The 22,359-nt window shown below is 43.1% G+C and carries 21 protein-coding genes; 8 read left to right on the top strand and 13 right to left on the bottom strand.

All coding sequences use genetic code 11. The features are described 5' to 3' along the window. Positions 1 to 166: 166 nt before the first annotated feature. Positions 167 to 1,000, top strand: coding sequence for a posphoenolpyruvate synthetase regulatory kinase/phosphorylase PpsR (ppsR, locus tag QV280_RS16300; protein WP_023402976.1), 834 nt, complete (start codon positions 167 to 169; stop codon positions 998 to 1,000). Between the two features lie 163 nt (positions 1,001 to 1,163). Here ppsR and QV280_RS16295 read toward each other — a convergent pair whose 3' ends face one another. From QV280_RS16295 to QV280_RS16270, 6 genes are read right to left on the bottom strand one after another with little or no spacing between them, the layout of a single operon-like run. Beyond that, positions 1,164 to 1,943: a heme ABC transporter ATP-binding protein gene (locus tag QV280_RS16295; RefSeq protein ID WP_152820068.1), complete on the bottom strand. Its 780-nt coding sequence runs from the start codon at positions 1,941 to 1,943 to the stop codon at positions 1,164 to 1,166. Then, the gene (locus tag QV280_RS16290; RefSeq protein ID WP_152820067.1) at positions 1,943 to 3,007 is read right to left on the bottom strand and encodes a FecCD family ABC transporter permease; all 1,065 of its coding nucleotides are present in this window, start codon (positions 3,005 to 3,007) and stop codon (positions 1,943 to 1,945) included. Before QV280_RS16290 ends, QV280_RS16295 begins: the two co-directional genes overlap by 1 nt. 2 nt (positions 3,008 to 3,009) lie before the next feature. Further along, positions 3,010 to 3,858: a heme/hemin ABC transporter substrate-binding protein gene (locus QV280_RS16285; RefSeq protein ID WP_152820066.1), complete on the bottom strand. Its 849-nt coding sequence runs from the start codon at positions 3,856 to 3,858 to the stop codon at positions 3,010 to 3,012. After that, entirely contained in the window at positions 3,855 to 4,277 is a 423-nt protein-coding gene (locus QV280_RS16280) for an ExbD/TolR family protein (RefSeq protein ID WP_152820065.1), read from the bottom strand. Before QV280_RS16280 ends, QV280_RS16285 begins: the two co-directional genes overlap by 4 nt. Next, positions 4,274 to 4,945 (bottom strand): MotA/TolQ/ExbB proton channel family protein, encoded by a 672-nt coding sequence (locus tag QV280_RS16275; RefSeq protein ID WP_023402981.1) that lies wholly within the window; start codon positions 4,943 to 4,945, stop codon positions 4,274 to 4,276. Before QV280_RS16275 ends, QV280_RS16280 begins: the two co-directional genes overlap by 4 nt. Positions 4,946 to 4,963: 18 nt before the next feature. Further along, positions 4,964 to 5,827, bottom strand: a complete 864-nt coding sequence (locus tag QV280_RS16270; RefSeq protein ID WP_152820064.1) for an energy transducer TonB — start codon at positions 5,825 to 5,827, stop codon at positions 4,964 to 4,966. A 181-nt stretch (positions 5,828 to 6,008) separates the two neighbouring features. Here QV280_RS16270 and hutW point away from each other — a divergent pair, with 181 nt between their 5' ends. From hutW to QV280_RS16245, 5 genes are all read left to right on the top strand, one after another. Continuing rightward, the gene (hutW, locus tag QV280_RS16265) at positions 6,009 to 7,364 is read left to right on the top strand and encodes a heme anaerobic degradation radical SAM methyltransferase ChuW/HutW (RefSeq protein ID WP_152820063.1); all 1,356 of its coding nucleotides are present in this window, start codon (positions 6,009 to 6,011) and stop codon (positions 7,362 to 7,364) included. 19 nt (positions 7,365 to 7,383) lie between these two features. Beyond that, on the top strand, positions 7,384 to 7,905 hold the full coding sequence (gene hutX / locus QV280_RS16260) for a heme utilization cystosolic carrier protein HutX (protein ID WP_023402984.1): 522 nt from the start codon (positions 7,384 to 7,386) through the stop codon (positions 7,903 to 7,905). Then, positions 7,902 to 8,489, top strand: a complete 588-nt coding sequence (hutZ, locus tag QV280_RS16255; RefSeq protein WP_023402985.1) for a heme utilization protein HutZ — start codon at positions 7,902 to 7,904, stop codon at positions 8,487 to 8,489. The genes hutX and hutZ overlap by 4 nt, the downstream gene beginning before the upstream one ends. Before the next feature lie 114 nt (positions 8,490 to 8,603). Further along, positions 8,604 to 10,766 (top strand): TonB-dependent hemoglobin/transferrin/lactoferrin family receptor, encoded by a 2,163-nt coding sequence (locus tag QV280_RS16250; RefSeq protein WP_023402986.1) that lies wholly within the window; start codon positions 8,604 to 8,606, stop codon positions 10,764 to 10,766. 473 nt (positions 10,767 to 11,239) lie between these two features. After that, complete coding sequence (locus QV280_RS16245) at positions 11,240 to 12,967, top strand: ABC transporter ATP-binding protein (RefSeq protein WP_152820839.1); 1,728 nt, start codon at positions 11,240 to 11,242, stop codon at positions 12,965 to 12,967. Positions 12,968 to 13,030: 63 nt separating this feature from the next. Here the strand turns inward: QV280_RS16245 and QV280_RS16240 are convergent, their stop codons facing one another. Continuing rightward, positions 13,031 to 13,576 (bottom strand): DUF4136 domain-containing protein, encoded by a 546-nt coding sequence (locus tag QV280_RS16240; protein ID WP_152820062.1) that lies wholly within the window; start codon positions 13,574 to 13,576, stop codon positions 13,031 to 13,033. A gap of 770 nt (positions 13,577 to 14,346) precedes the next feature. Between QV280_RS16240 and QV280_RS16235 the strand changes: the two genes are divergently transcribed. Then, positions 14,347 to 15,639, top strand: a complete 1,293-nt coding sequence (locus QV280_RS16235; protein WP_023402989.1) for a DEAD/DEAH box helicase — start codon at positions 14,347 to 14,349, stop codon at positions 15,637 to 15,639. 119 nt (positions 15,640 to 15,758) lie between these two features. Here QV280_RS16235 and QV280_RS16230 read toward each other — a convergent pair whose 3' ends face one another. From QV280_RS16230 to napF, 6 genes are all read right to left on the bottom strand, one after another. After that, on the bottom strand, positions 15,759 to 15,899 hold the full coding sequence (locus QV280_RS16230; RefSeq protein WP_023402990.1) for a TIGR02808 family protein: 141 nt from the start codon (positions 15,897 to 15,899) through the stop codon (positions 15,759 to 15,761). A gap of 9 nt (positions 15,900 to 15,908) precedes the next feature. Continuing rightward, a complete protein-coding gene (locus QV280_RS16225; protein ID WP_023402991.1) occupies positions 15,909 to 16,481 on the bottom strand; it encodes a NapC/NirT family cytochrome c in 573 nt (190 codons plus the stop codon). A 32-nt stretch (positions 16,482 to 16,513) separates the two neighbouring features. Beyond that, positions 16,514 to 16,960, bottom strand: coding sequence for a nitrate reductase cytochrome c-type subunit (locus QV280_RS16220; protein WP_253912557.1), 447 nt, complete (start codon positions 16,958 to 16,960; stop codon positions 16,514 to 16,516). Between the two features lie 177 nt (positions 16,961 to 17,137). Beyond that, positions 17,138 to 19,627: a periplasmic nitrate reductase subunit alpha gene (napA, locus tag QV280_RS16215; RefSeq protein WP_023402993.1), complete on the bottom strand. Its 2,490-nt coding sequence runs from the start codon at positions 19,625 to 19,627 to the stop codon at positions 17,138 to 17,140. Continuing rightward, positions 19,624 to 19,953, bottom strand: coding sequence for a chaperone NapD (locus QV280_RS16210; protein WP_023402994.1), 330 nt, complete (start codon positions 19,951 to 19,953; stop codon positions 19,624 to 19,626). The genes napA and QV280_RS16210 overlap by 4 nt, the downstream gene beginning before the upstream one ends. Next, complete coding sequence (napF, locus tag QV280_RS16205; RefSeq protein WP_152820060.1) at positions 19,940 to 20,458, bottom strand: ferredoxin-type protein NapF; 519 nt, start codon at positions 20,456 to 20,458, stop codon at positions 19,940 to 19,942. The genes QV280_RS16210 and napF overlap by 14 nt, the downstream gene beginning before the upstream one ends. Before the next feature lie 142 nt (positions 20,459 to 20,600). On the opposite strand from napF, the gene narQ reads away from it, so the two are divergent. After that, entirely contained in the window at positions 20,601 to 22,355 is a 1,755-nt protein-coding gene (gene narQ, locus QV280_RS16200) for a nitrate/nitrite two-component system sensor histidine kinase NarQ (RefSeq protein WP_253912530.1), read from the top strand. Positions 22,356 to 22,359 lie beyond the last annotated feature (4 nt).

Below are 22,359 nucleotides of genomic sequence, written 5' to 3'. Positions count from 1 at the left end.
AAACATAGCAAGCATTGTAGGGATTTAAAAGCAAACGATTACGTATCAGTTTAAAAAAATGTAAATTATTTTTTAAAGCTGTGGGGGAGGTAATAGTCAGCAGGGTTTTATTATCTATATTATGGAGACCATCCTACTCAAAATAATTTTAAACATTAAATAAAAAATGCAAATTGATATTCAAAATCGTGACGTATTCTATGTTTCTGATGGAACGGCTATAACATGTGAGACTTTAGGGCGTGTTGTTCTAGGTCAATTTCCATTCAAAGCCAATGCAAAAACCTTTCCGTTTGTGGAAAGTGAAGACAAACTTTCTGATTTATTAAAAGAGATTGAAGTTTCGTATCGTGATACCGGGTTAAAACCGCTGGTGTTCTTTTCGATTGTGATACCGGATATCAAGGCCAAGCTGCTCGGAGCGCCCGCGCACTGTTATGACGTGTTAGAGAGCATAGTGCAGAAAGTACAAGATGACATTCAGATGGCTCCTGTTCCTAAATTGCAGCGCTCACACAGTGTAAATAAGGATTCAGTTAAGTATTTCGATCGTATTGCTGCGATAGAGTATACGCTCGCACACGATGATGGCATCACGCTAAAAGGGTTGGAAGAAGCCGACATCATCTTATTGGGTGTTTCTCGAAGTGGCAAAACACCAACTAGTTTGTATATGGCGATGCAATTTGGTTTACGCGTAGCAAACTACCCATTTATCCATGATGACCTAGCGCGCTTAAAGCTGTTGCCAGAATTTGAAATCTACCGACACAAACTGTTTGGGTTAACGATTGAAGCCGAAAGGTTGATGGAGATTCGAGAGAACCGCTTAGCAGGCAGTGAATACGCCAGTGACTCACAATGTTTGTATGAATTACAAACGGTAGAGGCGATGTTCCGCCGAGAAGCGATACCTTATATCAATACCTCTTCACTATCGGTTGAAGAAATTTCGACACGCATCTTGGAGCGAACGGGTTTACGACGCCGCTTGCTTTAAGTGGCGGGTTGATAAAAGCTATGCTTTTGTTTTGTTGCTCCTGCTATAAGGAGCAACAAGGTGATCTTGTCCTTTATTTCTACCTATTGCTTAAGGAACGGTTAACGAAATGGATCACTGGTTTTATGGACTGAACGCTCTCTAGATGTAGAGAAATGAATGTCTAGTGAGCCGATAATATGACTGGATGCTGCTGAGTAGGGTGCGGCATAACTTGTGTTTGCCAACTATACACCTCTTTAATGGTTTCAGAGGTCAGCACTTCCCACGGCGTGCCGTCGGCAACTATGTTGCCTTGGTTGAGGACGACAATTCTATCGGCGTATTGCGCGGCAAGGTTTAGGTCGTGCAGTACGGCGACCACACAAGCGCCTTGTTTAGCCTGTTGCTGAGTAAGTTGCAAAGTGTTGTGCTGGTGGCTTAAATCCAGCGCCGAGGTTGGTTCATCCAAAAACAGTATTTTGCTGTGTTCTATGGAGTCTAGTTGGGTCAGCACACGCGCCAAATGCACGCGCTGTTTTTCACCGCCAGATAAGCTAGGATACAGGCGCTCGGCTAGGTGTAATACCCCTGTTTCTTCCATTTTCCTTTTTGCTACGCGAGTAATGTTCTTCTGCCCTCCCGATAAAGTTAACCCGCCTAATTCAACCACTTCTTGCGCGGTAAAATTAAAGGTTAGTGAGCTTGATTGAGGCAGAATTCCGAACCGCTTAGCCAGCACTTTTTTGTCCCAATCTCGCAAAGGTTTACCCATGATCAGGTGCTCGCCTGAGTAGGGCATTTCATTGCTGAGTGTTTTTAATAAAGTGCTTTTGCCTGTGCCATTCGGGCCTAGCAATACGGTGAATTCATGAGAGTGAAACTCGATATTGACCTTATCTAAAATGGACTTTTTGCCGATATTGACTGAAATATCGCTGCATTTTACCACTGGAATACGCATTAAATTCGTCCCTTTTGCGAGATAAGTAACCAAATAAAGAAAGGGGCGCCTAATACCGCGGTAATGATCCCTACTGGGATTTCTAAGGGAGCAATTAAAATGCGCGATAACATATCTGAGATAAGTAGCAGCAGAGCGCCCAATACCATAGCCAGAGGCAACAAAGTTTTATGATTTGGGCCTGAAATCATGCGCCCAATGTGCGGAACTATTAGGCCGATAAAACCTATCATTCCCGCTAGAGAAACGGTTACCCCAACGCCGGCGGCGGTAAGTAGAATCAATCGACCTTTTAGTTTTTGCACGTTAATGCCCAGATGATTCGCCTCAGCTTCGCCTAACAATAAGGCATTTAAATTCTCTGCGTCTCGGTAAAATAAAAGGCCAAGAATAACGAGCACGCTAAAGGCAAATATTACGCCCGAGAAATTGGCACCGGCGAGCGAGCCCATGGTCCAAAGAGACAAGTCTCTAAGGGCTTGGTCATCGGCAAAGTAGTTTAACAGCCCCAACATAGCCCCTGAAAGTGCGCCAATTGCTACCCCGGCAAGTAGCATCATAGTGACTGAGGTTCCTGTGGGTGAGGTGCCAAGTTGATAGACCAATAAAGTGGTGATCGCGCCACCTAAAAACGAGAACATAGGCACAGTGCCAAACATCAACAGTTGCGGATAGCTTTGCGCCAATGAGCCAAATACCACAATTGCCAGCGCCGCCCCAAGTGCAGCGCCTGCAGAAACGCCAATAATGCCAGGATCGGCAAGAGGGTTTCTAAATAGCCCTTGCATTACCGCGCCACAAATCGCCAATATGCCACCTATGGCGATGGCCAGTAGGGTTCGAGGCAAGCGCACTTGCTGCACTATCATATGAATATGTGCAGGCAGTGCCCCATCATGCAGATCCAAAAACTCAACATTGGAGGCTAAGGCTCTCATGCTTTGACTAAAGCTGATCTCCATAGGTCCAACACTGATGGAAAGCACGCTAGTGAAGCAAACACAAATCAGCGCAATACTGAGTAAGGTTGGCGTTGATAGTTTAATTGAGGGTGCAAAGTTCATAATTAGTCGCGCTGGAAGGTTTGATAAAGAGTTCGGCTCAACTCAATGCTTTCAATACCAAATCCGCCAATAAGAGCGCTACCCGGTACTGGAATAATTTGGTTGTTGGAAGCGGCTGAAGTGGCTGCTAGCAGAGGGAATTTTTGCAGAATACCTTGCTGTCCGCCCATCGCATCCCAAGTGCGTTGTGGCACTAAAATGTAGTCGGGTTGGATATTGATAATAGCTTCAAAAGACATGGATTTATAAGAGTTAAAGTCTTGATTTGCCGGGTTTTTACCACCGGCAAGTTGAATGACTTTGTCTACAGTCGTTTCAGAGCCAGCAATAGTGGCAGGGCGACCTTCACTTAACATAGCAAAAATAGCTTTAGGGTGATGCTTAGGATCAAGCTTGGCTAGGTTTTCCATTTGTTGGTGAAGTTTATCTTTTAGCTCAATGGCTTGCACTTCTTTGCCTGTGACATTGGCTACCGTATCAATACGTGCATCTAAATCAGCTTCACTGTTGCCCGCAGGGACAGTAATTACCTTTATGCCCGCAGATTTTAGTAAGGCAAGAGCAGTGTCAGGGCCCATCTCGTTAGAGCCGATAATATGAGTAGGATTTTGCGCCATTAATCCTTCCGCTGACAGTTGGCGATGATAACCCACCTGCGGCAACTCGCCGGCAGGATCAAAATGTTTACTGGTGATATCAATCGCGACCAATTGATCTTTAGCATCTAACGCGTATAGAAGTTCGGTAACGCTAGAACCGACGCTGATGATTCTGTTAGGTTCGCTTTGCGTGTTAGCCAAAGTAAACGAGGAGAAAAACGCTAGGGTGATGAATAAAAGTGTTTGTTTCATTGGGTACTCTCTTCCATGACAATGTTTGTCGCATCAATATTGTTGGTTTGTAGCCAAGCGAGCAGTTTTAGCATCGACTCCACATCGGCAGATTTATCGGGCGAGATAATCAAATCTCTTTCTGGTGACATTGTCACTTTTTCTAATAAGGTACGGGTAAAAGCATTCCAATTGGCAAAGCTCTCCCCATCAATGGCCCACTTAGGATCAGAGGTTAAAATATTCACGGTAATCACCGTTTTATCCTGATCACTGAGCACCTGCGCATCTTCTGTTTGAGGAATGGCCACCTCCATTGTTTTAATGGTGATATTGGCCGTTAATAGAAGAAACACCATCACGATAAAAATAATATCGAGTAGGGGAGTCAAATCGGGTTTAAATTCTTCATCAAACAGAGAAGACTGAGATTTGATCATGCAACGACCTCTTCACATGACTTTGCATTATCAGGACACTCAATAGAGATACCTTCAATGTGTAAGTTACTGTGATTTAAGGTGTATTCGATAGTCGCTAAGGTTTTTTCAATCCACATGCTAAGCAGTTGCGCGCCAGTAATGGCAGGCAAAGCAATTAATAGCCCGACCGCAGTGGTAGACATTGCCAAGCCTAAGCCATCAGCCAAAACTGATGGAGAAATCGATCCTGAGGTCAGTGCTAAGCCTTTAAACATTTCAATTAGGCCCAATACCGTGCCAAGCAAACCAATCAAAGGGCTGATGACTCCTATGATAGAAAGGGTACGTATGCCTGATTTATATTGCTGACGTTTTTTAAACAACCAGATGCTAACGGCTTCTTCTCGGAGATCTTTAGTAAAAGAGCGATGACCAAGCAACATGCGCATGGCTTGAAACATAATAGTTTTACCTTGCAGATCGCGTTCAATGAACTTTTCAACTTGCTCAGAATTTGAAAAATCAATGCGGTGCACTTTGGATAATATTTGTGTGGTGTGAGTTCTGCCATTAAGCAGCATATAAAAAGTGCGTTCGATGATGAGCATAAGCGTGAGAGCTGACAAAACGGTCAGTGGTATGGTCATCATTCCTAATTGGCTGTGAAGCGTAATCAAGGTGTTCATAGTGAGCTCGTGTTAAATCTAGTTAAGTTTAAAATTAATTGGCACTTGCACGCGATACGCCATGCGTTGTCCTTGTTCATTTCGACGTTGGAATTTCCATTTGGTGACGGCTTTAACCGCCGCAATATCTAAAATTTCATGACCTGAAGAGTGCACAATCAGCTGTTTCATTTGCTGGCCCTCTTCATTTATCCAAATCTCTACCAAGGTGTTACCTTGCCAGCCACGTCGCTGGGCCAGTTTGGGATAATTCACTGCTGTTGGTTTGGCAGAGAAAGTTGGCTTGCGGATCATTTTTGGTTTAGCGCTTTCACTGGCCGTTGTAGTTTCAGTCGCTTCAGTAACAGTGACGTCATCTATTTTTACTTTTTCATCTAAGTTTTCTTTCACCACTTGTGTTGTTTTTGCTGGGGCAACTTTGGCCACTTCTTTTGGCTCAGGCTTAACTGGCTCAATGGGTTTTTTAGCTGTAGTAACTGGCTTTTGAACAGGTTTAGGCACAACTGGTTTTGGGGTTATCTTTTTCTGTTCAGGTTTCTTCTGTACAACTTTCTGTGGCTTTTCTACGGGCTTAGGTTTAGTTACTGGTTTAGGTTTTGGCGGTTGAACTTCTTTGTTTACTTCTTGCAGCAGTGGTTTTTCTATTGCCTGTGGAGCCTCTTCCATAGGCGCAGGTTTGTTTTCAGTCTCTTGACGAGTGGCTTCTTTTTTAACTTGTGCTACAGAGATAAATTGAATGTTAAGTGCTTGACCTTGCAGATCATTGGCAAGGGTGATCTCTGGTTTTGGTGAAGAAAAAGAAAGTGCAACACCATGAATTAAAAGGGAAATAGCACCTGCTATTAAATATCTATACTTCTTCACTGTCGTCAAAATTGTCATAAATTAATCCTGAATTAATGCGAGTATACATAAGGCCGTAATAAGAACAATAATCATTTATATTTCGATTTAAGATCGTGATCTTGGTCACGATTCAGTTTGAATGAGATTTATTATCATTAAGAAGTATGACAATAATCCGCCAAATCGTTATTTAGAATATGGAAAGTAAGAAGTAGATATGAATCTTGAATTGGACAATTTAGATATCATAGGCAGGCATACACCTGATCCGTTGCGATTTGCCTTTGAGAAGAAAAAAGGTGCGCACGCAGGAGGAGTGGCTAAGCCGGTATCCCCAGACTTGGTGCAGTCTACATTAACTAGCGCTTTCTCAGGTTCAGGAGAAAAGACGCCACGCTGTCTGTATATCCATATTCCTTTTTGTCGGGTGCGCTGCACCTACTGCAACTTTTTCCAATACGCTTCTAGCAGCCAATTAATCGATCGCTATTTTGCCGCACTTAAAAAAGAGTTGTTGTGGAAGGCGAGTATGCCTTGGAGTCAAGATTACCCATTCCAAGCGGTTTACATTGGCGGTGGCACGCCTACTGATCTAAGTGCAGAGCAAATTAAAGAGTTGGCTCAGTTGGTTCGTCGTCACTTCCCGTTGACTCCAGATTGCGAGTTCACCCTAGAAGGACGCATTAATCGTTTTGACGACCAGAAATTTGAATCGGCATTAGCAGGTGGCATCAATCGTTTCTCTTTTGGCGTGCAAAGTTTTGATACTAAGGTGCGTCGTAGTGCTAAACGCCTTAATGACGGCGATGAGGTGTTAGAACGTTTACAGCATTTTGTGAGTTACAACAGTGCCCCGATTGTGATTGACCTGCTGTATGGATTACCACATCAAACCTTAGATACATGGGCCAATGATCTAGAACTTTACCTAGAAAGTGGTGCTAATGGGGTCGATCTTTATCAGTTGATCGAGATGCAGAACTTGCCGATGGGGCGTTTAGTCGCACAAGGGAAACTGCCAGAACCCGCCAATACACAAACCAAAGCGAGCATGTTCCAAATGGGTGTTGAGTTTATGGCGAAGCACCATCAAACACGCTTGAGTGTCAATCACTGGAGTTCAGGCAACCGCGAGCGTTCAATTTATAACAGCCTAGCAAAAACGTCTGCACAAGTGATGCCATTAGGCGCAGGCGCTGGTGGCACAGTAAATGGTATTAGCTCAATGCAATATCGTGATATGGATAAATATATAGCCGCTGGCGAAGCGAATGAATTTGCCGCGGCAATGGCGTTTCATCGTTCACCGAACGCGCATATTGAAAGCATCATCAAAGCGGCATTTGATCGTGGTGTCTTGAGCGCAAATGCCTTGCCAAAAGGAATGTTCGAACGTCTACAACCCCTTTTCCAAGCGTGGAAAAAGAACGGTTTAGTTGAACTTAGTAGTGGCTATTTATCGTTGACCTTAGCGGGGCAGTTTTGGTCTGTCACGCTAGCGCAAAATCTAATTCAGGTTGTCTCAAGCAACCAAGCACAACCACATAACAAGAAAATAACACAAGCAGCATAATTGATTTTAGGGGATAGAAATGTATAGCAAATTAAGCAAACAACAAGTTTTAGAAGCTGTTGCCACTTTGATGGAGAAGGATGACTCTGTGCCTGTCTCTGAAATGTCGGCGCAGCTAGATTTAACCGAAGGTGAGATCTCTTTTGTACTGCCTTCTAGCATGATGACCGCTATTTCCGGTGAGCATGCACAAGCTATTTTAGAAGCTTTGCCTGCATGGGGCAAAGTAACGACTATCGTGCATTCATGTGGTTCGATATTTGAATACAAAGCGCCTTTCCCTAAAGGCAAGGTGGCGCACGGCTATTACAACCTAATGGGTCGTGAAGGTGAATTACATGGGCATTTGAAACTGGAATTGGTTAAACATATTGCGGTCGTTTCAAAACCATTTCATAAGATGGAAAGCCACTACATTGGCTTTTTTGACAAGATTGGCGAGTGCGTGTTCAAGGTCTATTTGGGCCGTGACCAAAAACGTCAGTTATTCCCTGAACAATTAGAAAAACTAGCTCAACTTAAAAAGGAATTTGCACAATGAGTGCCCATGATCAAGGTGAAAAGAGTCGCGCAGAAATAAAGCAGGAGCGCCTACAGGGTCGTTTAGGACCTGAAGTTCAAGAATTTCGTGATACTTGCAAGAGTTTACAGCTAGCCACTATCACCAAAGATGGCTTACCGCACGTAAGCTACGCGCCTTTTGCGTTTAACAATGCCGGTTATTACATTTTGGTCAGCGATCTTGCCACCCATGGTAAGAATCTAAAATCGAACAAGAATGTGTCGATCATGATGGTAGAAGATGAAGCCTGTGCCAACAATGTGCACGCCAGAAAGCGCCTTACATTTGATACTACTGCTGAGCATCTAGATAAAAGTTCTCAACAAGGGATTGAAGGGGTGCAAGCATTGCAACAACGTTTTGGTGAAATGGCGCAAAATTTAGCCAAATTAGGCGACTTTAACCTCTATAAACTCACCCCAAGTAATGGGCGTTATGTGAAAGGATTTGGGCAGGCATTCAATGTATCAGGTAATGATTTAGTAGATTTTCTGCACTTATCTGAAGGGCATGTGCAGCATGAGAAAGAAAGCATGGCTGAGCTAACACCTGAACAAAACTAATCTCTAGCTCTCACATATAGAGAGCAAAAAATTATAACCAATCTTGATGCTGACTTTGAGCCTTCTTAGTCGGCAGGGCTTTTACAACTTTATAAATGGATTTTTGGTCTAATCATGTATAAAAAAACAACTTTAGCCGTTGCCATCAGTGCAATTGTTGCCTCTTCAGCTGTATTTGCTGAGGAAACCTTTACCTTTGATGAAGTGGTCGTTTCAGCCACAAAAACAGAGCAAAATAAAAGTGATGTCTCTTCATCTGTCGCAACCGTAAGTCGCGACGACTTAGATTCGCAGATGAACAATAATTTAAAAGATACTCTGAAATATACCCCAGGCGTTCAAGCCCAAGGCAGTGGTCGCTTTGGTGTTTCAGACTTCAACATTCGTGGTATGGATAATAGCCGCGTAAAAGTGATGGTGGATTCGGTACAGCAACCTTTCTCATACAATCCAGGTTCGACTCAACAACGTAAATACCCAAACACCATTGAAACCGACACTTTAGCAGGTATTGAAGTAAGTAAAGGTTCGTCGTCTAGCCTGTATGGTTCAGATGCCATTGGTGGTGTGGTATTGATGCGTACCAAAAATCCGGATGATGTATTAATCACTGATGGTGATGAAAATCGTTTCGGTATTAAATCTGGCTATTCATCGGTTAATAATGAGTTTAAAAACACCGCCACCTGGGCAATGCGTCAAGGTAAGTGGGAAACATTAACCATGTTTACTTATGCCGATGGTAATGAGCATCAAACGCACGGTGATGGTGCTGATATTAATGGCGAAGATCGCGGGGCAGCGGATCCGGCTGATACCGAGCTATACAACGGTTTGGTAAAAGCATTTTATCAAGTGAACGATGCGCATCGAGTAGGTTTGACGTTTGAGTATTTTGACCGAACTTACGATGAGACCGTGCTTTCTCAAGAGGGTTGGGAAATTTTCCCTGGCTTCCAGTATTCGGACGTCAGTGCTAAAGATAACACTACTCGAACTCGTATTGGTTTAGATCATGAATGGGCACTGAATAGCGTGATCGCTGATGATCTGAAATGGACAGTGTCATACCAACTCTCTGAATCGAACTCAGACAACTACGATACAACAAATTACACGGCGAATGGTTTTCCAATTTACCAAGATCGCATTCGCAACCGTCAAAGAGTGGCAAGCGATGATTCTATCCAGTTTGATATGCAGTTTAATAAAGTGATTGTTGCAGATACGCATTATCATGAGTTGACCTATGGTGCGAGTTTCTTACACAACGACTTTAGTTTAGAGAATACCGATCACTTTATTCAAAGTGGTACAGGTGCTCCGCCAAGCTCAGCTCCGGGTAGCACAGGTTTGCCGGATGCAACGGTTCAGCAATGGGGGGTATTCTTCCAAGATCAAGCCTTCTTGATGGATGAAAAATTGGTGTTAACAGCAGGCGTTCGTTACGACTCGTTTAAAACCGATCCAGAAGCAAACGATGGTTACGCGGATACTCATGCAAGTAACTCCGATGATGCCTTTACTGGGCGTGTAGGTGCGGTGTACCACGTTGCGGATGCATTCAGTCCTTATGTTCAAGTGAGCCAAGGCTTTAAAGCGCCAACGGTTTACGATCTTTATTACTTCTACAACCAAGGCGCTATCTTCTATGGTAACCCAGATCTGAAAGCGGAAAAGAGTCTTTCTTATGAGCTAGGTTTCCGTGGTAAAGGCAATATTTATCAGTATGAAGTCAGTGGTTTCTACAATGAATACGACGATTTCATCACTACCGAAAAAGTGGGTACCGATCCTGCAACCGGACGTGATATTTTCACTTCGGTTAACATTGATGAAGCGCGAATCTATGGTGCAGAAGCCTCCGGTACAGTGCTTGGACCAATGGGGACTTACACTAAGTTAAGTGTGGCTTACGCCTATGGTGAAGATGTGAATACTGGTCGTGAACTGGATTCTGTTGCACCGCTAACGGGTGTGATTGGTTTAGGTTATGACAGCGAAAACAACATGTTCGGTGGTTTAATTAACTTCACTATGGTGGCAAGTAAAGATGAGTGGACAGAAGAAGATAACGTTGAAGCGCCAGCTTATAACCTACTTGATATCACCGCTTACTACCGTCCAATTAACGATCTGACACTGCGTGCTGGTCTATTTAACGTAATGGACGAAAAGTACTGGTTGTATGAAGATTTGCGAGGCAACACTGAGAAAACGGACTTTGAAACACAAGCCGGTCGCAACTGGGGTGTGAGCTTAGAATATTTCTTCTAACTTGACTTAACCTATTAACACTCTACTGGGCGTTTAGCCTATACCAATCACATTAAGTAAGTGATCAGAACTAGCGCAGGAAAAATGCTCGAGAACAAGGCAGAAATTTTCGATAAGTAGTTATTCTACAATCAAAAATTGTAACGCCGTTATCGAGCATTTTAACAAGCTAGAATGACCCGTAATTTAGTACGATTGGTAATAGTAGAGTGTTTGCTGTTTATATTGATGATCTTTATCTGCGCCTCTCATACTAATCTTAATGCCCCCATCTAGATTGAACTATCCTTTCTATGACTAAACTTCATTTCAATACATGCAGCAATGCGTACAACAACGGATACAATTAATGCAATTTGTCATCAATTCACTCTCCAAAATAAGAAGGATCTTGTGTGATAAAACAAGACGTTGGCACTGCGCCAACACTCAATAAGCAGTGGCTATATCAACAAGCATTAAAACATAAAAAAATGCTTATCTACGCCAATGTGGTGGCTTTTCTAGCTACGTTAATCAGTGTACCTATACCGTTACTGCTACCGCTTATGGTGGATGAAGTGTTACTGAATAAACCCGCACAAGGGTTAGCGTTTCTTAATAGTTTCTTGCCGCAAAGCGTACAAACCGCCTCAGGATATATAGTCACTGTACTGCTGATGATCATTGCGATGAGAATCGTTAGCCAAGCACTGAATATCTTGCAAACTCGTCAATTTACTTTGGTTTCAAAGCGTCTCACTTGTCAGCTTCGACAATGGATTTTGGACAAGTTGGGTCGCGTATCGATGCAGCAATATGAAGAAAAAGGCAGTGGCGGGCTCACATCTCACTTAGTCACCGACATTGAAACTATAGACAAATTCATTGGTTCAACACTGAGCCGATTTGTCATCAGTGTATTAACGGTTATCGGGACTGGTGGGATTTTATTGTGGCTCAATTGGCAGTTAGGCTTGTTCATTATTTTGATGAACCCGGTGGTTATTTATTTGTCTCGCCACCTTGGACAACGAGTTAAACACCTTAAAAAGAAAGAAAACCAAGCATTTGAACGCTTCCAGCAGCGACTAGTGGAAACTTTAGATGGCATCTATCAGTTGCGAGCGGCGAATCGAGAGCAAGAATATTTAGGGCGATTAAAACAAGACGCAGAATCGATTCGAGTGGATGCGGATAAATACGCATGGCAATCCGATGCGGCCAATCGTTTGTCGTTTTTAATGTTTCTGATTGGTTTTGAGATTTTCCGAGCGGCGGCCATGTTAATGGTGTTGTTTAGCGATTTGAGCATAGGACAAATTTTTGCGGTGTTTGGTTATTTATGGTTTATGTTATCGCCAGTGCAAGAACTGCTCAGTATTCAATATTCTTGGTATAGCGCATCAGCGGCAATGAAACGCTTAAATGGCATACTGGAAATGCCCGAAGAACATCGACCACAAGCCAGCGTCAATCCGTTTACTAAAGGCGAACCGATAGAGATTGAATTTAAAAACGTTAGCTTTGCGTATGACTCAGAGCGAAATATCCTCAATGATTTTTCACTGACTATTCCAAAAGGGAAGCGTGTCGCATTAGTCGGTGCTTCTGGCGGAGGGAAATCGACCTTAATTCAACTTTTATTAGGGATTTACCAGAAAGACAGTGGCCAAATATTAGTCAATGGACATAGCATTGAAGCGGTCAGTTATGAAGCATTGCGCCAAGAGTTAGCGGTAGTGCTGCAGCAACCGATGATTTTCAATGATACTTTACGCCAAAATTTAACCTTAGGTAGGGACTACCATGAAGATGAGCTATGGAGCGCACTAGAGGTGGCACAACTTAACGATTTACGACATACGTTACCTAATGGTTTAGATTCGCATATTGGTCGACAAGGGGTGCGTTTATCCGGCGGTCAGCGACAAAGGCTGGCCATTGCAAGGATGGTATTGAGTAATCCTGAACTGGTTATTTTAGATGAAGCCACTTCGGCGCTGGATACGTCAACAGAAGCGCAATTGCATACGGCATTAAATCGTTTTTTAAAAAACCGCACTACCTTGATTGTGGCACATCGTTTGTCAGCTGTGAAACAGGCCGATCTTATCTATGTACTAGAAGATGGCAAAGTCATTCAGTCAGGTACGCATTTAGATTTGATTGAAACGGATGGTTTATATCAAACTTTATATGGCAGTTTACAAGCGGGATAAAGAGTTAATTAAGTCACAGTGAAAACGCAAGGCTAAAAGAAATTAGCCTTGCTTGTCTGCAAATTATTGAGCTTGTGGCATCTCTTTAAGCATTGAATCTACGTAGCCTTTTATTTGCTGAGTACCTCTTTCTTGGCCAGCGCCTGCTTGAGCAAGAGAGCGCCAACGCAGTTCCATTAATGGGTAACTGTACATAGCGATGACAATTGTTCCTTTTTGCTCACTATTACCGAAATCTTGCGCAGGAATGCCCGTTGCAAGGTGAGTTTTATTAAAAATCTCATCGTCACTCAGCTCGGACTCAATGGCAACGCCGTATCCTACCAGGAAGTTTGGTTGTTGCGACATTGGTACTCGAATATAGCCTTTCTCGGCAAGGCTTTTACCTATAGCCTCGTTAAACATAGTTTGCACTGAGGTTTTATCCGCATCCTCGTCCACATACGCTTGTCCAGATTTAGGATGCCATGCATAGGTTTTTGCACCAGACTGAATAAATTGAAAGTCACCACTGCTCACCATGCCAATGGCAAAGTTATTATTATGCTGTGGGGTAGTGGTACAGGCAGATAAAAACAGGACAAAAACAATTGCAAAAAACCACTTCATGAACACCTCTAAGCGTTTTAAAAAACATTCTATATGCACAAGGGTGCACTGCATGGAAACAGCATAAACGAGCCAGTAACAAAAAGTCCAGATAAGATGATATTTTGTGCAGTTAAAAGAGCGTGGTTTGCGCATAAAAAAATGGCTCATGCCAGTAGCATGAACCATTGCTTGTTTAGGTTTGAGAAAAAATGGAATTAAAAGAAATGTCCCAAACCATGTAGTGAAGATATGATGCTCGGTAATGCAACCAAGCCTAATTTTACGGCTATGATGATTCCTACAAATCGCCAAATGTTATGGGTGGCAGCTTTGTTGATCTCTTCTGCATGTTGGCTATAGATCATAATAACACCTCAGGAGTTAATGAATATGTGTACAATTTACTCTCTATTTTGATCATAAAAAGAGCAGTAGAGTAAAAGTATGAGCTAGGTCTACGGCGATGTATGGTTTTATGATGCCAACCACACAATGTAAAAACATGCGCGATAATACATTATGGGTTAAGTTTCATATTTTTGCTGTTATTTTATGGCTATTTCGGTGTACAAAAATTGAATGTGAGGTGGATGACATTACTGGCAAATACTGTAGTTGTGGCTTAAACGGTTAACTTAGAGCGGCTAAATACCTAATTGAACGTAAATTTGTCACCATAGCGACTAATATTCATCTATAATCATCCACCATATTTTTGGTCAGCCGCTGTTTGTGTTCTTTCATTTGGGAAAGTGTGCACAATAGCCAACTGCTATTAGGAACAAAGAATGTCATTTTCGTCACAAGGTTTTTCATCTGATATTGTGCGCGCACTCACTGAGTGTAGTTACGAAAAACTCACTCCGATCCAACAACAAGCTATTCCGCACATTCGTCGTGGTGATGATATCCTTGCGCATGCACAAACAGGTACAGGTAAAACCGCTGCGTTTTCTTTACCGATCATTCAGAAGTTTGTAGACAATCCTAAGCCACATAGCCGAGCGAACATACGCGCATTAATTTTAGCGCCTGCCCGTGAACTGGCTGACCAAATTGCTAATAACATCCAGAGCTTTGCTAAGTATACCGAGGTGTCTGTTGCCGCTGTTTATGGTGGGGCAAAGATGTCATCTCAAGAGCGTAAATTGCAAGGTGGTGTGGACATTTTAGTAGCAACACCAGGGCGCCTAATTGAACATCTAGAGTTAGGTAATGTAAGCCTAGCGAATTTAGAAGTGCTAGTCTTTGATGAAGCTGACCGTATGCTAGATATGGGCTTTATCGGCGCTATACGCACTATTATGAACGCTCTATCGTCGCACCCGCAAACTATGTTGTTCTCGGCAACATCATCAGCACAAATGAATACGCTGACTCAAGAATATTTGCGTAAACCTAAGCGTGTTATCGTCAATGCAGAAAACTCGACCGCTTCTACGGTTGCACACGTTGTTTACCCAATTGAAGAAGAGCGCAAGCGTGAATTGCTTTCTGAACTGATCGGTAAAAAGAACTGGAAACAAGTGCTGGTCTTTGTGAACTATAAAGAAACTGCGAATGAAGTGGTTAAAGAGCTTAAATTAGACGGTATTAAAGCGGTGTTGTGTCACGGTGATAAGGCGCAAAGTGCTCGTCGTCGCGCCCTTGATGAATTTAAAACCGGTAAAGCGAGAGTGTTAGTGGCAACAGACGTTGCAGCGCGAGGCTTAGATATTCAAGGCCTGCCACACGTTGTTAACTACGATATGCCATTCTTAGCTGAAGACTATGTACACCGAATTGGTCGTACAGGGCGTGCAGGGCAACAAGGCCATGCGGTTTCGTTTGTCAGTCGCAAAGAAGAGCTGACACTGGTGCAAGTTGAAAAACTGATTCAGCATCGCATACGCCGCGTGGTATTAGAAGGTTATGAGCCAGAGAGTCGTGATGCGCTGCTAGTGAAGATGCACAGCAAGCCTGCTTACAAAAACCGTCAAGGTCGCACTAACAACGCCAATGAAAGTAGCGCTGAAAGCCAAAGTAGCGCCGAAGGTCGAGTTCGTCTAATGCGCGCATTAAAGCGCAGAACCAAAAAATAACGACACTAGGTTGGTATGACCTAAATAAAACAATAAACATAAAAATAACAAACCCAACGCATTACGTTGGGTTTGTTTTAGTTCCGGTTCTGTTCCAGATGTTACTTTTGATTATTCGTTTAGTTGGTTTCTTCTTTATCAGCTGTGATAGACAATAGCCAGATACAAATTACCGCCACGGCAGCAAAACCCCCTAAGATAATCACTGGCATCGCACTGTAGCCCAGAACGTGCCAAATGATGGATTCTAATTGACTCATAATTCTCCCTTACCAACCTTCTACGCCATGCATGTCGGGTAATTTGTGTGCAATACCTTTGTGGCAATCTACGCAGGTTTTATCACCTGAAGCCAGTGCTGTCGAGTGTTGTTTGACACTGCGTTCGCCTTGCTCAGAAAAGTCCATATAATCGAACTCGTGACAGTTACGGCACTCAAGAGAATCATTAGCTTTTAAGCGCGCCCACTCACGTTCAGCAAGATGACCACGACGAGCTTGGAACTTTTCATCAGTATCAATGGTACCTATGATATGTCCAAATACCTCTTTAGATGCCTGAACCTTGCGGACAATTTTATCTGTCCATTTATGTGGAACGTGGCAATCAGAACAGATGGCTCTTACACCAGAGCGGTTAGAGTAGTGTATTGTTTCGCGGATCTCTCTGACAATTGGCTCATGACATCCAGCACAAAACTCTTCGCTGTTGGTGTACTCCATTCCTGTATTGAATGCGCCCCAGAAGAGAAGACCCCCAGCAAACCCCATAAAAAGAACGATCCCTGCGGCCGCCTTACTAGGTGTTGAGAGTCTTTTCCAAAACGCTTTTAAAAATTTCATAAATAGCCTCTTATGGTAACAACTAGCAAAGCTTATTGAAGTGAATCAACACGTTTGAATTCGTTCTCTACCAGTGGTTTAGCATTGGCTTGAGGGACGTGACACTGCAAACAGAAATAACGTCTTGGCGATACATCCGCAAGCACCGCATCTTCACGACTCACATAGTGAGTCACACTGACTTTTGTTGCGCCCATCTCTTTAGCATTTTTCCAGCTATGACACGCCAGACATTTGTTGGCATTGAGTGACACTTCATAACCACGGATGTTGTGAGGAATAAGCGGTGGTTGATAAACATAATCACTGCTTAGTGCTTGTTCTCTTGGGTATTTCTTAAAATCATCAGCAGCGCGTGTTGCTTCAAGCTCACTTACGCCACGTAAAGAGTGAACGCCCCCAATGCCACCAGGGTTATGCTGTTCAGCTTGCGCTACACCTGCGTTTTCAGCTTTTTCTAAATCTGTTTGTTCAAGCATGCCATCGTCAATTTCGTGAGATTGATGGCTGACACCTTCAACCTCAGTTTGTGCAATTGCTACACCTATGGCACTAATTGATAACAGAGCAATCAATAGCTTTTTCATTATTATTTCTCCGCCTATTGGCTAATTAGTAGGGGCTATGGAGCTAGCCCCAAATAACGGTCAAAGGCCTTAGGCCACTTTAGTGATTTTAACTGGACACTTCTTAAAGTCGGTCTGCTTCGACAGTGGATCTGTTGCGTCCAAAATCAGTTTATTGATGAGTATCTTCGCATCAAAGAACGGGATAAACACCAAGCCTTTAGGTGGACGGTTACGACCGCGAGTTTCTACGCGGACACGAATTTCGCCACGTTTGTTAGAAACCAGCACTTCTTCACCGCGACGTAGATCTTTCGCTTTAGCATCAGCAGGGTGCATGTAACACACGGCATCTGGCACCGCTTTATAAAGCTCAGGTACACGACGAGTCATAGTACCTGTGTGCCAATGTTCGAGTACGCGACCCGTACAAAGCCACATATCAAACTCTTGATCTGGCACCTCTGGTGGCGCTTCATACGGAGCGGATATAATCCACGCTTTACCATCAGGTTTACCGTAAAAGTCCCAGTCAGTGCCTTTTTTCGCGTAAGGATCTGAGCCTTCTTTAAAGCGCCATAGGGTTTCTTTGCCATCGACAACCGGCCAGCGTAAGCCGCGAACAGTATGATAAGTATCGTAAGGGGCTAAATCGTGCCCGTGTCCACGACCGAACGAGGCGTACTCTTCAAAGAGACCTTTTTGCACATAGAAGCCTTGTGCATGCGCATCGTCGTTAAGCTCTTGCGCTTCAGTGATAGGGTATTTATCGACGTGTCCGTTCTTAAATAGGATGTCGTACATGGTTTTGCCACGAAACTCAGGTGCTTTGGCAAGCAAATCTTCAGACCATACATCTTCAATCTTAAAGCGTTTAGAAAATTCCATGATTTGCCAAAGATCCGATTTAGCGTCACCGATAGCTTCAACTTGTTGATACCAAGCTTGAGTTCGACGTTCAGCGTTACCGTAAGCACCTTCTTTTTCTACCCACATCGCGGTAGGGAGAATAAGGTCGGATGCTTGAGCTGTTGCGGTAGGGTACGGGTCTGAACAGACAATGAAGTTTTCAGGGTTACGGTATCCCGGTAGACGTTCAGTATTAATATTTGGACCGGCTTGCAGGTTGTTGTTACACATTACCCAATAAGCATTAAGCTTGCCGTCGTGAAGCATACGGTCTTGAACAACCGCGTGGTAGCCCGGTTTTGCAGGAATAGTGCCTTCTGGAAGTTTCCAGATTTTTTCAGCTTTAGCACGGTGTTTAGGGTTCGCTACGACCATGTCAGCAGGAAGGCGGTGTGAGAATGTACCCACTTCACGCGCCGTACCACAGGCCGATGGTTGACCTGTAAGCGAGAACGGCGAGTTACCTGGAGTCGAGATTTTACCTAACAACAAGTGAATGTTGTAAATCAGGCTGTTCATCCATACACCACGAGTATGCTGGTTAACACCCATAGTCCATAGGGACATCACTTTGGTGTTTGGATCAACATATTGTTCAGCTAACTGAATCAAATGTTCTTCAGAAACACCAGAGATTTCACTGGCTTTAGCGGCAGTATAAGGCGCAACAGATTTCGCATATTCTTCAAAGCTAATGCCAGACATTTTGCCTGAGTTTGGATGAGCTGCGGCTTTTTGTATCGGATCATCGTCACGCAGACCGTAACCGATATCAGTTTCAGCTTGTTTAAAGTGAGTGTGCTTATTCACAAACTCAGTGTTTACTTTGTCATTTTGAATGATGTAGTTAGCAATAAAGTTGGCAATCGCTAAATCACTTTGCGGATGGAAGATATAGCCATGGTCTGCCAATTCAAAAGAACGGTGATAATAGGTCGACAGAACATTCACTTTAACGTGTGGGTGGCTTAATCGGCGGTCAGCGATACGTGTCCATAATACCGGGTGCATCTCTGCCATATTTGATCCCCAAAGGACAAATACATCGGCATTTTCGAAATCGTCATAACAGCCCATAGGCTCGTCAATGCCGAAGCTACGCATAAAACCACCTACCGCAGATGCCATACAGTGACGAGCGTTAGGATCGATGTTATTAGAACGGAAACCGGCTTTCATTAACTTAGAAGCGGCGTAACCTTCCATTACGGTCCATTGGCCTGAACCGAACATGCCTACGCTAGTAGGACCACTTTTTTTCAAAGCCGCTTTAAATTTTTCGGCCATGGTATCAAATGCAACATCCCAAGAAACTGGTGCAAAATCACCATTTTTGTCGTACTTACCATTGGTCATTCTGAGTAATGGCTGCGTAAGACGGTCTTGACCGTACATGATCTTGGATAGGAAATAACCCTTAATACAGTTAAGGCCTTTATTTACTGGCGCTTCAGGGTCACCTTGTGTAGCGACTACTTTGCCGTTTTGCGTACCGACCAGCACAGAACAACCAGTACCACAAAAACGACAAGGGGCTTTATCCCATTTGATTTTTGTTTGGTCTGAACTTGCGATGAGATTGGTCGCAGAAGCGGGAAGTGAAATTCCGGCTACAGCAGCAGCTGAAGCAGCCGCATTTGCTTTCACAAACTCGCGTCGTGTCATTTTCATAATGTGTCCTCTTGCGGGGTCGGTGTACCGATGCTGGCATCGGTCGTAGCCGTTGCATGTATGTCGGTGTCAAGGGTGTCAATATCAGTTTCGATTTGGTGATAAACTAAAGCCGTATTAATGACTTCGGGGTGTTCGTTTATCTCGTCAATGGTAGAGGTGATAAAACCTTGGTCTTGCGTTTCCATAACCACAACAAACTTGCCGTCTGACTCGGCATAGATTTCTGTAGTAGAAAAGCTGTTTATCTTGTCTCGAACACTATCCATAGCATTTGGAGAACAGTAGATAATAAAACTTGAAATATGAACTTCACTGGCTGGCATTGCGATCCTCGTTGCAGTCAGTCATCGATATAGCTGTGACGGGGCAAACACTCAAACAAGCTCCACATCCGTTACACAACTGAGAGTCTAATTTTGGCTGGGCAACATGCCCCACCGAAAATGTAAATTGTATTGCTGTCAGCTCGCATTCATCTGAGCAAGTACGACACTCAACATTTTGCGTGGCAAGACACGTATCATTAATTCTAGCCGTAATCTCCCAAGCCACCTCTTTAGTCGAGCGAAAAATATCTTCTGGGCATGCTTCAACACACTTTTGACAAAAGGTACATTCCCCTTTATTAAAGTCTATTGTTGGAAATCCGCCACTACCATTAATGATGATGTTTGTTTCACAAGCTTGCATACATTGACCACATTGGGTACAACCATCAATAAAGGTTGCATCAGTTTTGGCCCAAGGTAGGCGTTGCCCTGTTTCATAAACCAAGCGTGTTTCGGGAGTGCGTCTGGTGAATAACCTGCGCTTTGATAAGTCTACCAATTTCGTCCTTGAGTCAAAAAATGCTGAGCCATATGATGCATACACATCTATACACGCACTAAGTCTAGGTGAATAAAATGTATTCGATATAACTCGAAAGGGTTAAACTTGTGCTTAACTTGTTTTAGATCAATTAGTTATTATGACCAAGTTCACAGATTCATTAATGGGAAGAGAAGTGAAAAATAAATCGGCGCAATCCGTATCCTTTACCATAGGCGGGGCGGTGTTTTTGATGGTGATCCTATCTGCGTTAACCATTATGGTTGCAGTAGCCACCGTCTATTCAACTTATGATGATGCTGAAGCGGTAAATGTGTCCGGTTCGATGAGGATGCAAAGTTACAGACTCGCTTACGATACAGAAACTCATGCCAGCAATATAAACAAACATATTCAACGATTTGAAGTTTCTTTGTACTCCTCTTCTATGCAAAATTTAATGCAATGGAATGTACCATCTGATATTCAACAAGATTACCAAGCTATCATTGAGCGCTGGCAGATCATGAAGAATTTGTTGCTGACAAAGCAATATGTCGAGTATCAACAACACGTACCAATTTTTGTTTCTCGAATTGATAAGTTTGTTCTGAAACTACAGCTAAATACTGAGAAAAAACTATTAGATATGGTGGTTTTTTGTGGTTTTGGTTTAACTTGTATAATACTGATTTCATTAGTAATAATGCGTTTTGTTCGATTGAAAGTACTGCATCCATTGCAAGCCTTAGTACGTGCCAGTCGCAAAGTAGAATCACAAAACTTTGACGTGGTGCTCAACGATTCCGTTGATAATGAATTAGGTGCAGTAGCATCGACATTTAATGGTATGACTCGAAAGCTAAAAGATCATTATGAGCGTCTAGAAGCTATGGTTGAACACAAAACGGAAGAGCTCCGACACGCCAACAGTTCTTTGACTGTGCTGTATAAAAGTACCCAGCAATTGTCTGCATCACGATTGAGTCCGGCGCATTTCCAGCAGATCATCGACAACATGTCTTCGATTGACAATATTGAGGCGGTGAAGCTGATTATTGATGACAGTGCAGGGCAACCGACAGAGTTAGTATCTGGCGAGATATCCAAGGGAGCTTGGGTAGATAAAGCGCTAATCTTGGATGAGGTAAGGCTAGGGAGCCTTCGTTTACAAATTACCTCACAATTTTCAGAACAAGAACTGATCGATAATATGTCTTATATTTTAGCGCGTGGGATTTACTATAATCAGGCACAAAAGAAATTTGAGCAGTTATTGATTTACGGAGAGCGCAGTGCAATTGCGCGTGAGTTGCATGACTCACTGGCGCAATCGCTATCATTTTTAAAAATTCAAACTAGCTTGCTTAAACGCTCTATGAAGCAAGAAGGGCCTGCGGATAACATGCCAAAATCTTCGATTATTGTGCAAGAGATCGATGATGGTTTACGTGAGGCCTATACTCAACTTAGAATCCTGCTTAGTACCTTTAGGTTTAGCATTGATGAAGCAAACTTTAGTGATGCGTTAAATGTATTGTTAGAGAAGCTTCAGACCACCACAGACGCAGAGATTGAAGTTGAAAACAAGCTATCTTCGATTTTACTAGAAGCGCATCAGCAAGTGCATTTATTGCAAATTATTCGTGAAGCCACTAATAATGCGATTAAACATGCGAATTCCACATTAATTCGTGTACAGTGCCTGCAGAATAAAGAACAGATAACTGTTTCTATTACAGATAATGGATGCGGATTCGATACTGATATTGAGAAAACAGGTCACTACGGCTTATCTATTTTAAATGAGCGAAGTCAGTACCTTAATGGAAAATTAACGATAGATAGTGAGCCCAATCAGGGGAGCACAATAAGAATTACCTTTAACTGTAAGGATGAATCGGACAGTGAGTAATACC

It is taken from the genome of Vibrio sp. B1Z05 (genome assembly GCF_052955985.1).
Note: the sequence above shows the minus strand (reverse complement) of the source record. Positions and strands in the feature narration are given on the sequence as shown.

Excerpts from the sequence above, each read along its gene's own strand:
- QV280_RS16270 (WP_152820064.1), bottom strand. The coding sequence starts at position 5,827 with ATGACAATTTTGACGACAGTGAAGAAGTATAGATATTTAATAGCAGGT.
- QV280_RS16245 (WP_152820839.1), top strand. The coding sequence starts at position 11,240 with ATGCTTATCTACGCCAATGTGGTGGCTTTTCTAGCTACGTTAATCAGT.
- QV280_RS16240 (WP_152820062.1), bottom strand. The coding sequence starts at position 13,576 with ATGAAGTGGTTTTTTGCAATTGTTTTTGTCCTGTTTTTATCTGCCTGT.
- napA (WP_023402993.1), bottom strand. The coding sequence starts at position 19,627 with ATGAAAATGACACGACGCGAGTTTGTGAAAGCAAATGCGGCTGCTTCA.
- QV280_RS16235 (WP_023402989.1), top strand. The coding sequence starts at position 14,347 with ATGTCATTTTCGTCACAAGGTTTTTCATCTGATATTGTGCGCGCACTC.
- narQ (WP_253912530.1), top strand. The coding sequence starts at position 20,601 with ATGACCAAGTTCACAGATTCATTAATGGGAAGAGAAGTGAAAAATAAA.
- QV280_RS16210 (WP_023402994.1), bottom strand. The coding sequence starts at position 19,953 with ATGCCAGCCAGTGAAGTTCATATTTCAAGTTTTATTATCTACTGTTCT.
- QV280_RS16285 (WP_152820066.1), bottom strand. The coding sequence starts at position 3,858 with ATGAAACAAACACTTTTATTCATCACCCTAGCGTTTTTCTCCTCGTTT.
- QV280_RS16275 (WP_023402981.1), bottom strand. The coding sequence starts at position 4,945 with ATGAACACCTTGATTACGCTTCACAGCCAATTAGGAATGATGACCATA.
- QV280_RS16225 (WP_023402991.1), bottom strand. The coding sequence starts at position 16,481 with ATGAAATTTTTAAAAGCGTTTTGGAAAAGACTCTCAACACCTAGTAAG.
- ppsR (WP_023402976.1), top strand. The coding sequence starts at position 167 with ATGCAAATTGATATTCAAAATCGTGACGTATTCTATGTTTCTGATGGA.
- hutW (WP_152820063.1), top strand. The coding sequence starts at position 6,009 with ATGAATCTTGAATTGGACAATTTAGATATCATAGGCAGGCATACACCT.
- QV280_RS16220 (WP_253912557.1), bottom strand. The coding sequence starts at position 16,960 with ATGCTTGAACAAACAGATTTAGAAAAAGCTGAAAACGCAGGTGTAGCG.
- QV280_RS16280 (WP_152820065.1), bottom strand. The coding sequence starts at position 4,277 with ATGATCAAATCTCAGTCTTCTCTGTTTGATGAAGAATTTAAACCCGAT.
- QV280_RS16230 (WP_023402990.1), bottom strand. The coding sequence starts at position 15,899 with ATGAGTCAATTAGAATCCATCATTTGGCACGTTCTGGGCTACAGTGCG.
- hutX (WP_023402984.1), top strand. The coding sequence starts at position 7,384 with ATGTATAGCAAATTAAGCAAACAACAAGTTTTAGAAGCTGTTGCCACT.
- QV280_RS16250 (WP_023402986.1), top strand. The coding sequence starts at position 8,604 with ATGTATAAAAAAACAACTTTAGCCGTTGCCATCAGTGCAATTGTTGCC.
- hutZ (WP_023402985.1), top strand. The coding sequence starts at position 7,902 with ATGAGTGCCCATGATCAAGGTGAAAAGAGTCGCGCAGAAATAAAGCAG.
- QV280_RS16290 (WP_152820067.1), bottom strand. The coding sequence starts at position 3,007 with ATGAACTTTGCACCCTCAATTAAACTATCAACGCCAACCTTACTCAGT.
- QV280_RS16295 (WP_152820068.1), bottom strand. The coding sequence starts at position 1,943 with ATGCGTATTCCAGTGGTAAAATGCAGCGATATTTCAGTCAATATCGGC.